Genomic DNA, 13859 nt, shown 5'->3' with positions numbered 1-13859 from the left:
TCATGGGATGGTGAAGGAACGTGCGCGCATTCTGGTTGTCGGCGGCGGCTACGTCGGGATGTACACGGCCCTGCGTCTGCAGCGGAGGTTGAAGCAGGAGCTCAGGCGGGGCGAGGTCGACATCACCGTCGTCACTCCCGACCCCTACATGACGTACCAGCCGTTCCTTCCCGAGGCGGCCGCGGGTTCGATCTCGCCCCGCCATGTCGTCGTACCGCTGCGCCGCGTCCTGGACCGGTGTCACGTGGTCGTCGGCGAGGTCACCTCCATCGACCACGCCGTGCGCACCGCCGCCGTCACCACCCTCGCCACCGCGGAGGACGGCAGGGCCGCCGAACTGATCGGCTACGACGAACTGGTCCTCGCCCCCGGCTCCGTCTCCCGCACCCTGCCCATTCCCGGCCTCGCGGAGTACGGCATCGGCTTCAAGACCGTCGAAGAGGCCATCGGGCTGCGCAACCACGTCATCGAGCAGATGGACATCGCCTCCTCCACCCGCGACCCCGCCGTCCGCGACGCCGCCCTCACCTTCGTGTTCGTCGGCGGCGGCTACGCGGGCGTCGAGGCACTCGGCGAACTGGAGGACATGGCCCGCTACACGGCGCGCTACTACCACAACCTCCGCCCCGAGGACATGAAATGGGTCCTCGTGGAAGCCTCCGGACGGATCCTCCCCGAGGTCGGCGAGGAGATGGGCCGCTACACCGTCACCCAGCTCCGCCGCCGCAACATCCAGGTCCTGCTGGACACCCGCCTCGACTCCTGCGCCGACCGCGTCGCCGTCCTCAGCGACGGCCAGCGCTTCCCGACCCGCACGGTCGTGTGGACCGCCGGCGTCAAACCGCACCCGCTGCTCGCCGCCACCGACCTGCCGCTCACCCCCCAGGGCCGGCTGCGGTGCACCGCCGAACTCACCGTCGACGGCACGGAACACGCCTGGGCCGCCGGCGACGCCGCCGCCGTCCCCGACGTCACCGCCGCCGAGCCCGGCACCGACACCGCGCCCAACGCCCAGCACGCGGTGCGCCAGGCCGCGGTCCTCGGCGACAACATCGTCCACGCGCTGCGCGGCGAGCCCCTGGAGACGTACGCGCACCGGTACGTCGGCTCCGTCGCCTCCCTGGGCCTGCACAAGGGCGTCGCCCAGGTCTACGGGCGCAGGCTGAAGGGCTACCCTGCCTGGTTCATGCACCGCGCGTACCACCTCAGCAGGGTGCCCACCTTCAACCGAAAGGCCCGCGTCCTGGCGGAATGGACCCTCTCCGGGCTCTTCAAACGGGAGATCGTCTCGCTCGGTTCACTCGAACACCCCCGAGCCGAGTTCGAACTCGCGGCCGGTGGAAAGCCTCCTCACGACCCGTCGGACGACCCGAAGGGGTCGTCCTGACCGGTCCCAGGAACTCCACGGCCCGCCCCGGCGTCTGACGGATATCGCCGCGGACGGCCACCTGCCAGACTGCCCCACGTCCTCGGACGGGCACCTGCCCGTCCACAGCACCCACGAGGCTTTCCCCACTGTGAACTTCACGCGCTGGAGCGCCCGGCTCCCCGGAACGCAGCGCCGCGCCGCAGCGCGGACCGAGACCGCGGTCCCCACCGACCGGCGGGGGGAAGGCTCCGTGCCCGCGGCCCGTGCCGAGCACCCGGCCGACGGCCCGCCGGCCGTGCCCGCCGTCGACGAACTGCCCGCACGCGACGTCCTCGACCGCGTCCCGGCCCTCGTCGCCCTCGTCCACGGCCCCGACCACCGCATCGCCTACGTCAACGACGCCTACACGGCGGCCTTCGGCACCCGTACCCCGGGCTCGCCCGCCCGCGAGGCACTTCCCGAACTCGCCGAACTCGGCCTGCTCCCGCTCCTCGACCAGGTGCTGCGCAGCGGAAAGTCGCGCACCCTGAAGTCCCGCAAGGCCGTCGACGGCCGTTCCTACACGTTCACCTGCACCCCGGTCGCGGAGACCGGCGGGGCCGAAGGCGGCGACAGCGACCGTGCCGGGCGTGCCGACCGGGGTGTGCTGGTGTTCGCCACCGACGTCACCGACCACGCCGAGGCCGCCGAACGCCTGCGCGCCAGCGAGCGCCGTCAGCGCGAGACCGCCGTCACGCTCCAGCGCTCCCTGCTCCCGCAGGAACTGGAACAGCCCGACGACCTGCGCATCGCCGCGACCTACCAGCCCGGCGGCACCGAGGCCGCGGTCGGCGGCGACTGGTACGACGTGATCACCCTCGGCGGCGGCCGCACGGCACTCGTCATCGGCGACGTCATGGGCAGGGGCGTCCGCGCGGCGGCCGTCATGGGCCAGCTCCGCACCGCCGTCCGCGCCTACGCCCGGCTCGACCTGCCGCCGCACGAGGTCCTGCAGCTCCTCGACGGCCTCGCCATCGAGATCGACGCCAACCAGATCGCCACCTGCGTGTACGCCGTCCACGACCCGAACGAGGGCAACCTGGTCTACGCCTCGGCCGGCCATCTGCCGATCCTGGTCCGCGACGAGAACGGGCAGGTCTCGCGCGCCGACGAACCCACCGGGCCGCCGCTCGGCACCGGCGGCTGGATCCACGCCTCCGGCTCCATCGCGCTCGGCCCCGGCTCGACCGCCGTCCTCTACACCGACGGCCTGGTCGAGCGCCGCGACGAGGACCTGGACGAGGGGATCGCCTCCCTGGAGCACGCGCTGTCCGGGGCGACCGGCACCCCCCAGGTCGTCTGCGACCGCCTGGTCCGCTCCGCCGGCGTCACCGCCGACCACGACGACGACGTCGCCGTCCTGGTCCTCCAGCACCCGGCCCGCACCGGTCCCGAGGGCGAACTGTTCCGCAACGCGGCCCTGGAACTCCTCGGAGGGGTGGAGGCCGCCCCGCGCGCCCGCGCGTTCGCCTCCGGCGTGCTCACGAGCTGGCGGTTCCCCGCCGACCTGCACGACCTGGGCGTCCTGGCGACCAGCGAACTCGTCGCCAACAGCCTCCAGCACGGCACACCGCCCATGCGGCTCCGGCTCCGCCGCACCGACCGCCGGCTGATCATCGAGGTCACCGACGGCGACGACCACCTCCCGCGCCGGCGCCGGGCGGAACCCGGCGACGAGTCGGGACGGGGCATCGCCATCGTCGCGACGATCGCCTCCCACTGGGGCTCCCGAAGAACCCCGGGCGGTGGCAAGGCCGTGTGGTGCGAGTTCCTTCTCCCGAAGGGCTAGGCCGGACACGACCCGGGCGCACCGCCGTACGCCACCGCCGTGGCCCGCCGGCCTACGCGGCCAGGGTCTCCGCGGGCGCCGTGCCCCGGGCGACCACCCGGCTCTTCGCGCCGGCCCACGGCTGGTCCTGCACGGCGGTCAGCTGCCGCCCGAGGCGCAGCGCCAGCACGGTGATGCCCACCGAGAACAGCAGGAAGGTCACGACGTACGGCGCGGGCAGCGAGGCCGCCAGTGGGCCGCCCACCGCCGGACCGACGGCCAGCGCCAGCTGCTTGACCAGGGCGAACGCCGAGTTGTACTGCCCGGCCATGCCCTCCGGCGCCAGATCCGCCACCAGCGGGGCGAGCGTCGGCGACAGCATGGCCTCACCGAGCCCGAACAGCGCGTACGTCGACACGAACGCGGCGGTCGCCATCTCCTGGCTGCCGTGACCCAGCCCCGCGTACCCCGCGGTCAGCCAGGCCACCGCCCAGATCAGACCGACGGCGGCGATCACACGGGAGCGCCGCCGGCGCTCCACGAACTTCAGCACGGCGAACTGTGCGACGACGATCATCAGCGTGTTCGCGGCCAGGGCGGTACCGAGCGCGGAGGTGGAGATCCCGGCCGCCTCGACGCCGTAGGCGCTCAGCCCCGACTCGAACTGGCCGTAGCAGGCGAAGAACAGCACGAAGCCCAGCACGCACAGCTGCACCATCGCCCGGTTCCCGACCAGCCGCTTCCAGCTGGCCCCGGCCGACACGGCCGGCGCGTCCGCGATCCGCGGGGAGTGCGGCATCCGCACCGTCGCCAGCACCACGACCAGCATCAGGAAGACCGCGGCCTCGATCGCGAAAAGCAGCGTGAACGAGGAGACCCGGGTGGTGTCGACCAGGTGACCGCCGATGAGGCCACCGACACCGAGCCCCAGGTTCTGCAGGAAGAACTGCATCGCGAACGCCCGCGACCGGGTGTCAGCCGTGGAGCAGTCCACGATCATCGTCGCCAGCGACGGCTGCATCACCGCCTGCCCGGCACCGAGCGCCGCCGCCGACAGCAGCACGGCCGCCGCGCTGCTCGCGAGCCCGAGGCTCAGCGCGCCCAGCGCGGCCGTGACCAGAGCGGTGAGCAGGACCGGCAGTGGGCCGCGCCGCACGATCGCCCGGCCGGCGAACGGCAGCACGATCAGCGCGGCGACGGCGAAGACGGCGAGCACGAGTCCCGCCGTCATGGCCCCCAGCCCCCGCACCTGCGCCACATAGACGTACAGGTAGGGGACCGTGAAGCCGAGCCCGAATGCGCTGAGTGCGTTGCCCACGTGGATCCGGCGCATCGCTGCGCCCATCGCCCTGGTCACGTTCACCTCTCTCACTAGTTAGACCTGAAGACTTCGAAGCTAAAGTTCGAAGCTAAAGAGTACACATCCAAGGACTTCAAGGCAAAGTCGCCCCGTGCGATACTGCCGCCATGGCCGAGACCCCCCGCGTCACGGAGCCGACGCTCGAAGAACAGATCGCCGCCTACCAGCGCGAGTTCCAGGACCTCGACCCCCAGGTCGAGAAGATCGTGTCGGCACTGTCCCGGCTGAACCGCCGCATGAACGTGGCGTACGGCCGCCAGACGGCCGCCCTCGGCATCAGCAACGCCGAATGGGAGGTCCTCAAGGCGCTCGTCCTGTCCGGCGCCCCCTACCGGTTGGGCCCCAGCGACCTCGCCAAGCGGCTCGGCCTCACCCCGGCCGCGATGACCCACCGGATCGACCGCATGGTCGCCGAGGGGCTGGTCACCCGGGAACGCGACGAGTCCAACCGGGTGAGGGTGATCGTCGAGCTGACACCCGAGGGCCGGGAGAAGTGGCTGGAGGCGATGCGCCTCGCGACCGTGTTCGAGGAGGACCTGCTCCAGGACCTCACCGGCGGGGAGCGCGCGGTGCTCGGCGAGGTGCTGACCAGGCTGCTGCGCCGGGTGGAGGACGCCCAGCCGGACGCCGGCGGCCGGCTCAGCGATCTCGACTGAGCGGCAGCCGGGCGTCGGAAAAGATCTTGACAGGGGATGCTTGACACGCCCCTGGTCGATCCGTAGAGTTCTTCGGGTTGCCACCGGGCCGTAACGGTTCTCCGGCAGCACCTCAGCCGCTGCGAGCGGCACTCACACCACAAGCACGATCACCTGACCGGGTTGATTTCGGCGTGCCCGAATTCAATTCGAATAGGGACTCGGTGGCCCGATTGGGAATCGCCGAGCGGATCCGCTAAGGTTTGAGACGTCGGAACGGCCCAACAGCCGGGAAGGCAAACCCCCCTGACTGGGAGTCAGACGCCGAAAGGATCTGATAGAGTCGGAACCGCCGGAAAGGGAAACGCGAGAGCGAAGACCTGGAAAGCACCGAGGAAATCGGATCGAGAAAAGATCTGATAGAGTCGGAAACGCAAGACCGAAGGGAAGCGCCCGGAGGAAAGCCCGAGAGGGTGAGTACAAAGGAAGCGACCGTTCCTTGAGAACTCAACAGCGTGCCAAAAATCAACGCCAGATATGTTGATACCCCGTCTCCGGCCATCACGGCTGGGACGAGGTTCCTTTGAAAAACACAGCGAGGACGCTGTGTGCGAGGGGACTATTCCTCCTCTCGCACCGCTCTCGTGGTGTTCAACCGGATTACCGGTAAACATTCACGGAGAGTTTGATCCTGGCTCAGGACGAACGCTGGCGGCGTGCTTAACACATGCAAGTCGAACGATGAACCACTTCGGTGGGGATTAGTGGCGAACGGGTGAGTAACACGTGGGCAATCTGCCCTTCACTCTGGGACAAGCCCTGGAAACGGGGTCTAATACCGGATATGAGCTTCCACCGCATGGTGGAGGCTGTAAAGCTCCGGCGGTGAAGGATGAGCCCGCGGCCTATCAGCTTGTTGGTGAGGTAATGGCTCACCAAGGCGACGACGGGTAGCCGGCCTGAGAGGGCGACCGGCCACACTGGGACTGAGACACGGCCCAGACTCCTACGGGAGGCAGCAGTGGGGAATATTGCACAATGGGCGAAAGCCTGATGCAGCGACGCCGCGTGAGGGATGACGGCCTTCGGGTTGTAAACCTCTTTCAGCAGGGAAGAAGCGAAAGTGACGGTACCTGCAGAAGAAGCGCCGGCTAACTACGTGCCAGCAGCCGCGGTAATACGTAGGGCGCAAGCGTTGTCCGGAATTATTGGGCGTAAAGAGCTCGTAGGCGGCTTGTCACGTCGATTGTGAAAGCCCGAGGCTTAACCTCGGGTCTGCAGTCGATACGGGCTAGCTAGAGTGTGGTAGGGGAGATCGGAATTCCTGGTGTAGCGGTGAAATGCGCAGATATCAGGAGGAACACCGGTGGCGAAGGCGGATCTCTGGGCCATTACTGACGCTGAGGAGCGAAAGCGTGGGGAGCGAACAGGATTAGATACCCTGGTAGTCCACGCCGTAAACGGTGGGAACTAGGTGTTGGCGACATTCCACGTCGTCGGTGCCGCAGCTAACGCATTAAGTTCCCCGCCTGGGGAGTACGGCCGCAAGGCTAAAACTCAAAGGAATTGACGGGGGCCCGCACAAGCGGCGGAGCATGTGGCTTAATTCGACGCAACGCGAAGAACCTTACCAAGGCTTGACATACACCGGAAACGTCTGGAGACAGGCGCCCCCTTGTGGTCGGTGTACAGGTGGTGCATGGCTGTCGTCAGCTCGTGTCGTGAGATGTTGGGTTAAGTCCCGCAACGAGCGCAACCCTTGTTCTGTGTTGCCAGCATGCCCTTCGGGGTGATGGGGACTCACAGGAGACCGCCGGGGTCAACTCGGAGGAAGGTGGGGACGACGTCAAGTCATCATGCCCCTTATGTCTTGGGCTGCACACGTGCTACAATGGCCGGTACAATGAGCTGCGATACCGTGAGGTGGAGCGAATCTCAAAAAGCCGGTCTCAGTTCGGATTGGGGTCTGCAACTCGACCCCATGAAGTCGGAGTCGCTAGTAATCGCAGATCAGCATTGCTGCGGTGAATACGTTCCCGGGCCTTGTACACACCGCCCGTCACGTCACGAAAGTTGGTAACACCCGAAGCCGGTGGCCCAACCCCTTGTGGGAGGGAGCTGTCGAAGGTGGGACTAGCGATTGGGACGAAGTCGTAACAAGGTAGCCGTACCGGAAGGTGCGGCTGGATCACCTCCTTTCTAAGGAGCACTTCTTACCGAGCCTGCTCGGTCAGAGGCCAGAACATCAGCGAACGTCTGATGCTGGTTGCTCATGGGTGGAACGTTGATTATTCGGCACGGTCCAGGATGGACCAGGCGCAAGTACTGCTCTTCGGAGCGTGGAACGCTGATCTGGTCAGCTGATCGTGTCGGGCACGCTGTTGGGTGTCTGAGGGAATGAACTTCCTCAGTCGCCGGCCCCAGTGAACTCCGGTTGTTGACCGGGGGTGATGGGTGGCTGGTCGTTGTTTGAGAACTGCACAGTGGACGCGAGCATCTGTGGCCAAGTTTTTAAGGGCGCACGGTGGATGCCTTGGCACCAGGAACCGATGAAGGACGTGGGAGGCCACGATAGTCCCCGGGGAGTCGTCAACCAGACTTTGATCCGGGGGTTTCCGAATGGGGAAACCCGGCAGTCGTCATGGGCTGTCACCCGCTGCTGAACACATAGGCAGTGTGGAGGGAACGAGGGGAAGTGAAACATCTCAGTACCCTCAGGAAGAGAAAACAACCGTGATTCCGGGAGTAGTGGCGAGCGAAACCGGATGAGGCCAAACCGTATGCGTGTGAGACCCGGCAGGGGTTGCGCATGCGGGGTTGTGGGATCTCTCTTTCACAGTCTGCCGGCTGTGAGACGAGTCAGAAACCGTTGATGTAGACGAAGGACATGCGAAAGGTCCGGCGTAGAGGGTAAGACCCCCGTAGTCGAAACGTCAGCGGCTCGTTTGAGAGACACCCAAGTAGCACGGGGCCCGAGAAATCCCGTGTGAATCTGGCGGGACCACCCGCTAAGCCTAAATATTCCCTGGTGACCGATAGCGGATAGTACCGTGAGGGAATGGTGAAAAGTACCGCGGGAGCGGAGTGAAATAGTACCTGAAACCGTGTGCCTACAAGCCGTGGGAGCGTCGGATGCAGCTTGCTGTATCTCGTGACTGCGTGCCTTTTGAAGAATGAGCCTGCGAGTTTGCGGTGTGTTGCGAGGTTAACCCGTGTGGGGAAGCCGTAGCGAAAGCGAGTCCGAACAGGGCGTTTCAGTAGCACGCTCAAGACCCGAAGCGGAGTGATCTAGCCATGGGCAGGTTGAAGCGGAGGTAAGACTTCGTGGAGGACCGAACCCACCAGGGTTGAAAACCTGGGGGATGACCTGTGGTTAGGGGTGAAAGGCCAATCAAACTCCGTGATAGCTGGTTCTCCCCGAAATGCATTTAGGTGCAGCGTCGTGTGTTTCTTGCCGGAGGTAGAGCACTGGATAGGCGATGGGCCCTACCGGGTTACTGACCTTAGCCAAACTCCGAATGCCGGTAAGTGAGAGCACGGCAGTGAGACTGTGGGGGATAAGCTCCATGGTCGAGAGGGAAACAGCCCAGAGCATCGACTAAGGCCCCTAAGCGTACGCTAAGTGGGAAAGGATGTGGAGTCGCACAGACAACCAGGAGGTTGGCTTAGAAGCAGCCACCCTTGAAAGAGTGCGTAATAGCTCACTGGTCTAGTGATTCCGCGCCGACAATGTAGCGGGGCTCAAGCGTACCGCCGAAGTCGTGTCATTGCAGCATATAGCCCCAACGGGTGCTGTGATGGGTAGGGGAGCGTCGTCTGCCGGGTGAAGCAGCACCGGAAGGTAGTTGTGGACGGTTGACGAGTGAGAATGCAGGCATGAGTAGCGATACAAACGTGAGAAACGTTTGCGCCGATTGACTAAGGGTTCCTGGGTCAAGCTGATCTGCCCAGGGTAAGTCGGGACCTAAGGCGAGGCCGACAGGCGTAGTCGATGGATAACCGGTTGATATTCCGGTACCCGCTGTGAAGCGTCAAACATCGAGCATCGTGATGCTAAGGCCGTGAAGCCGCCCTGATCTCTTCGGAGTTGAGGGGAGTGGTGGAGCCGCCGAACCAAGCGGTTAGTAGGTGAGTGATGGGGTGACGCAGGAAGGTAGTCCATCCCGGGCGGTGGTTGTCCCGGGGTAAGGGTGTAGGACGCGAGGTAGGCAAATCCGCCTTGCACATAGTCTGAGACCTGATGCCGAGCCGATTGTGGTGAAGTGGATGATCCTATGCTGTCGAGAAAAGCCTCTAGCGAGTTTCATGGCGGCCCGTACCCTAAACCGACTCAGGTGGTCAGGTAGAGAATACCGAGGCGTTCGGGTGAACTATGGTTAAGGAACTCGGCAAAATGCCCCCGTAACTTCGGGAGAAGGGGGGCCACACTCGGTGATCGGATTTACTCCGTGAGCTGGGGGTGGCCGCAGAGACCAGCGAGAAGCGACTGTTTACTAAAAACACAGGTCCGTGCGAAGCCGTAAGGCGATGTATACGGACTGACGCCTGCCCGGTGCTGGAACGTTAAGGGGACCGGTTAGCTTGGATTCGTCCAGGCGAAGCTGAGAACTTAAGCGCCAGTAAACGGCGGTGGTAACTATAACCATCCTAAGGTAGCGAAATTCCTTGTCGGGTAAGTTCCGACCTGCACGAATGGCGTAACGACTTCTCGACTGTCTCAACCATAGGCCCGGTGAAATTGCACTACGAGTAAAGATGCTCGTTTCGCGCAGCAGGACGGAAAGACCCCGGGACCTTTACTACAGTTTGATATTGGTGTTCGGTTCGGCTTGTGTAGGATAGCTGGGAGACTTTGAAGCTCATACGCCAGTATGGGTGGAGTCGTCGTTGAAATACCAGTCTGGTCGTGCTGGATGTCTAACCTGGGTCCGTKATCCGGATCAGGGACAGTGTCTGATGGGTAGTTTAACTGGGGCGGTTGCCTCCTAAAGAGTAACGGAGGCGCCCAAAGGTTCCCTCAGCCTGGTTGGCAATCAGGTGTTGAGTGTAAGTGCACAAGGGAGCTTGACTGTGAGACCGACGGGTCGAGCAGGGACGAAAGTCGGGACTAGTGATCCGGCGGTGGCTTGTGGAAGCGCCGTCGCTCAACGGATAAAAGGTACCCCGGGGATAACAGGCTGATCTTCCCCAAGAGTCCATATCGACGGGATGGTTTGGCACCTCGATGTCGGCTCGTCGCATCCTGGGGCTGGAGTCGGTCCCAAGGGTTGGGCTGTTCGCCCATTAAAGCGGTACGCGAGCTGGGTTTAGAACGTCGTGAGACAGTTCGGTCCCTATCCGCTGTGCGCGTAGGAATATTGAGAAGGGCTGTCCCTAGTACGAGAGGACCGGGACGGACGAACCTCTGGTGTGCCAGTTGTTCTGCCAAGGGCATGGCTGGTTGGCTACGTTCGGGAGGGATAACCGCTGAAAGCATCTAAGCGGGAAGCCTGCTTCGAGATGAGTATTCCCACCTCCTTGAGAGGGTAAGGCTCCCAGTAGACGACTGGGTTGATAGGCCGGATCTGGAAGCCCAGTAATGGGTGGAGGTGACCGGTACTAATAGGCCGAGGGCTTGTCCTCAGTTGCTCGCGTCCACTGTGTTGGTTCTGAAACCACGAACAGCCTTTTCGGTTGTCAGTTTCATAGTGTTTCGGTGGTCATAGCGTGAGGGAAACGCCCGGTTACATTCCGAACCCGGAAGCTAAGCCTCACAGCGCCGATGGTACTGCAGGGGGGACCCTGTGGGAGAGTAGGACACCGCCGAACAATTTTTGAGAAAACCCCCGCATCGAAAGATGCGGGGGTTTTCTGCGTTCAGGGTCCTTTTCCGCCGGCTGTCAGAACGTCTGGAACGACACTTCCGCCGTTTTCACGATCCCGCCCTTGCGGCCGGGGGCCCGCTGTCCCGCCCAGTACAGGTTGGTGTGGGCGATCACCTGGGCCGGGACGGGAGCCCCGTACTCGGTCAGGTCCTCCGTGGTGTGGGCGTCGGCGACCAGCGTCGCGTCGTAGCCGCGGGCGATGGCTCCGTGCAGCGTCGAGCGGATGCACATGTCCGTCTGGGCGCCCGCGACGACGAGCCGGCCCACCTTCCGCTCGGCCAGCACGGCCTCCAGGTCGGTGTCCTCGAAGGAGTCCCCGTACGTCTTGTGGATCAGAGGTTCGTCGTCCTGGCGCTTCAGCTCCGGCACGTACTCCCAGGGCTCGGTGTCCCGCGGCAGCGACGCGTCGGAGTGCTGGACCCAGACGACCGGCACGTTCGCCGAGCGGGCCCTGCCGACCAGGGCGTCGATGTTGGCGATGACGCCGTCGCGGTCGTGTGCGTCCGCCACGACGCCGTTCTGGACGTCGATGACGAGCAGTGCGGTATGAGGGCGATCGGTGAGCGTGGTCATGCGCCCACCGTAGGGGGCGCCACTGACAACCGGGGCCTGCCGGGTCTTATATCGGATGAGCCGTCGCCGGAGCGCCGCTACCGTGACGGCATGAACATCCCCACCGGCGAAGACCACGTCGTCCGTCCGATACGCCCCGACGAGTGGGCCGCCATGAAGCAGCTCCGGCTGGACGCGCTGCGCGACCCGGCCGCGCCCATGGCGTTCCTGGAGACCTACGAGGACGCCGTGGACCGGCCGGACTCGTTCTACCGGGAGCGGGCTGAGCGGTCCGCGGAAGAGCCCAGCGGGGCCCGGCAGTTCATCGCCGAGGCGCCGGACGGCACCTGGGCCGGTTCCGTCACCGTCCTCATCGAGGAGCCCGGCACCCAGGACTGGGCCGGGCACCCGGTGGAGCGCCGGCAGGGGCATGTGGTCGGGGTGTACGTACGGCCCGAACAGCGTGGGACCGGCCTGGTCAAGGCGCTGTTCGACGCCGGCGTGACCTGGGCCTGGGAGCGTGGTGCCGAGCGGGTGCGGCTGCTGGTGCACGAGGCCAACGCGCGGGCCCAGGGGGCCTACCGCAAGGCGGGGTTCGTGCCGAGCGGCGTCTCCGTGTGCTTCGTGAAGGACGAGTCGGAGAAGGAGCTGGAGTTCGTTCTCGAACGGCGGCCGTAGCGGGCCAGGAACCGGGCCTAGACCGGCAGTTCCTGGTGCGGCCAGCGGGCCCGGGCCTGTTCGCGGGAACGGAGCAGGGCGAGCGTGGGCAGTCCCTGGGCGGCTCCGGTGGTGAGCAGGTCGGGCAGTTGGGGCAGGGGCGCCACGGCCGCGACGTCGTCCAGCACCAGGGTCAGTGGTGGGTCGAGCCGACCGGAGGATGACCGTTCGGCCATGTGCCGGCCGCGCTCGACCACGCTGGAGACGAGGGCCGTCAGGAGGGGCATCGCGCCCGGGCTGGTCCTGGGGTCCTCGATGGATTCACCGACCACATAAAGCGTGCCCCCTTCGTGGACGAAGGAATCCAAGGCGAGGGCATCAGTTCGGTTTGGTGTGCAAGCCTCGCGGATGTTGACCGTGGAGAGGGCGGCCAGGGCCCGGCTGGTCAGCTCCTGGGCCATGTCACGGCGTTCCGGGTACGCGGTGAGGGCCGCCTCCAGCTCGCCGGCGGCGCCCGGGGCGGCCTTGGGGTGGGTGCGGAGGGTCCGTACCGCGTCCTGCACCTGGAGGCCCTGGGACCAGCGGTGGACGTGGCGGACCGTGCGCGACTCCAGGGCGGCGGCGTGCAGGTAGCTGCGCAGCAGCGTTGTCGCGGTGTCGGCGACCGCCTGGTCGATCCTGGCGGTCGGCTGTACGGGTGCGAGGAGGGCCCTGGCCCGGTCCACGGCCGTCTGCTTGTCCTGGCAGCCGGCCGTCGGGGACCAGTGCATCCGCGCCGGGGTGTCGCAGCGGTGGGCGGGGTCGTAGAGCAGGGTGGGGCCGAGCTTGGCCCGGGCGTCCTTGGTGTCCTGCCAGAGGGCCGGGTTCGAGGTGACCACGAGGGCGGGGCCCTCCGCGTCGCGGACGGCCTGCGCCGCGGCCGTGTGGCGGCCCGCCGGTGGTCCGTAGAGCACAGCGGCCTCGGGGCGGTCGCTCTCCCGGCCGACCGGCTGACCGGTGCCGGCGGGCACCCGCTCCACCGGTACCGCCGGCTGTGCGGCCTGCGCCTGCTCCAGGGGCGCCGTCCGCGCCACGGGCGCCGCCGCCGGTTCCGGTCGTGGCTCCGGGGCCGGTCGCGGCTCGGTGCGCGGTTCCGGGACCTCGTACGGCTCCTGCGGCGCTCCGGCCGGTGCCGCCGCCTGCCCGTGCCCCTGCCCGCGTCCTTGTGCCGCGCCCCGGTCGAACGCCCGGCGCACCCGGCCCGCCCGCCACCGCGCGACCGTGCCCATCACGAACAGGGCGAGGACGAGCAGGATCATCAGCTGGCCGATGAGGAGGCCCCAGAACAGGCCCCAGCCGGAGAGCTGGGCGGCGGGGGTGTCCGGCCAGGCGCCGGCGAGGTCGTGCGGCCGGCCGATGAGGTGGCGCATCGCCACCGGGGTGTGGGTGAAGGTGACGCCGTCGGGCCAGGCCCCCCGGGAGAACAGGCCCGACAGACCGGTGGCCGTCCACACCAGCACCGTCATGCCGACGAGGAAGGCGAGTATGCCGATCAGCAGGCCGTCGGGGATGCCGCCCTGCCCGGCCCGGCGGGGGTCGCGACGCTCGTCACGGCGGTCGTCCGGTCTCACGTGCG

7 protein-coding genes and 3 rRNA genes are annotated in these 13859 nt (G+C 66.2%); 7 read left to right on the top strand and 3 right to left on the bottom strand.

Translation table 11 applies throughout. The features are described from left to right. The first annotated feature begins 7 nt into the window (after nucleotides 1-7). Nucleotides 8-1387: an NAD(P)/FAD-dependent oxidoreductase gene (locus tag B446_RS18215; RefSeq protein ID WP_020940921.1), complete on the top strand. Its 1380-nt coding sequence runs from the start codon at nucleotides 8-10 to the stop codon at nucleotides 1385-1387. Nucleotides 1388-1517: 130 nt separating this feature from the next. Further along, a complete protein-coding gene (locus B446_RS18210; RefSeq protein ID WP_020940920.1) occupies nucleotides 1518-3197 on the top strand; it encodes an ATP-binding SpoIIE family protein phosphatase in 1680 nt (559 codons plus the stop codon). A 52-nt stretch (nucleotides 3198-3249) separates the two neighbouring features. On the opposite strand, the gene B446_RS18205 is transcribed toward B446_RS18210, so the two are convergent. Further along, nucleotides 3250-4533, bottom strand: coding sequence for an MFS transporter (locus B446_RS18205; RefSeq protein ID WP_234967512.1), 1284 nt, complete (start codon nucleotides 4531-4533; stop codon nucleotides 3250-3252). A gap of 110 nt (nucleotides 4534-4643) precedes the next feature. On the opposite strand from B446_RS18205, the gene B446_RS18200 reads away from it, so the two are divergent. From B446_RS18200 to rrf, 4 genes are all read left to right on the top strand, one after another. Then, complete coding sequence (locus B446_RS18200; RefSeq protein WP_020940918.1) at nucleotides 4644-5192, top strand: MarR family winged helix-turn-helix transcriptional regulator; 549 nt, start codon at nucleotides 4644-4646, stop codon at nucleotides 5190-5192. Between the two features lie 652 nt (nucleotides 5193-5844). Next, nucleotides 5845-7370: ribosomal RNA gene (locus B446_RS18195) — 16S ribosomal RNA — on the top strand. 302 nt (nucleotides 7371-7672) lie between these two features. Next, nucleotides 7673-10793, top strand: a 23S ribosomal RNA gene (locus B446_RS18190). Between the two features lie 69 nt (nucleotides 10794-10862). Then, nucleotides 10863-10979: ribosomal RNA gene (gene rrf, locus B446_RS18185) — 5S ribosomal RNA — on the top strand. Together the 16S, 23S and 5S rRNA genes form the textbook arrangement of a ribosomal RNA operon. 71 nt (nucleotides 10980-11050) lie before the next feature. Here rrf and B446_RS18180 read toward each other — a convergent pair. Further along, complete coding sequence (locus B446_RS18180) at nucleotides 11051-11608, bottom strand: cysteine hydrolase family protein (protein ID WP_020940917.1); 558 nt, start codon at nucleotides 11606-11608, stop codon at nucleotides 11051-11053. A 90-nt stretch (nucleotides 11609-11698) separates the two neighbouring features. On the opposite strand from B446_RS18180, the gene B446_RS18175 reads away from it, so the two are divergent. Next, nucleotides 11699-12265: a GNAT family N-acetyltransferase gene (locus tag B446_RS18175; RefSeq protein WP_020940916.1), complete on the top strand. Its 567-nt coding sequence runs from the start codon at nucleotides 11699-11701 to the stop codon at nucleotides 12263-12265. A gap of 17 nt (nucleotides 12266-12282) precedes the next feature. Here B446_RS18175 and B446_RS18170 read toward each other — a convergent pair whose 3' ends face one another. Beyond that, nucleotides 12283-13854, bottom strand: a complete 1572-nt coding sequence (locus B446_RS18170; RefSeq protein ID WP_020940915.1) for a type IV secretory system conjugative DNA transfer family protein — start codon at nucleotides 13852-13854, stop codon at nucleotides 12283-12285. Nucleotides 13855-13859 lie beyond the last annotated feature (5 nt).

Source organism: Streptomyces collinus Tu 365 (assembly GCF_000444875.1).
In the GTDB taxonomy this organism is placed as follows: Bacteria; Actinomycetota; Actinomycetes; order Streptomycetales; family Streptomycetaceae; genus Streptomyces; species Streptomyces collinus_A.
Note: the sequence above shows the minus strand (reverse complement) of the source record. Positions and strands in the feature narration are given on the sequence as shown.

Bases quoted from the DNA above. Each gene is read 5' to 3' on its own strand.
- B446_RS18180 (WP_020940917.1), bottom strand. From the start codon at position 11,608: ATGACCACGCTCACCGATCGCCCTCATACCGCACTGCTCGTCATCGAC.
- B446_RS18215 (WP_020940921.1), top strand. From the start codon at position 8: ATGGTGAAGGAACGTGCGCGCATTCTGGTTGTCGGCGGCGGCTACGTC.
- B446_RS18200 (WP_020940918.1), top strand. From the start codon at position 4,644: ATGGCCGAGACCCCCCGCGTCACGGAGCCGACGCTCGAAGAACAGATC.
- B446_RS18175 (WP_020940916.1), top strand. From the start codon at position 11,699: ATGAACATCCCCACCGGCGAAGACCACGTCGTCCGTCCGATACGCCCC.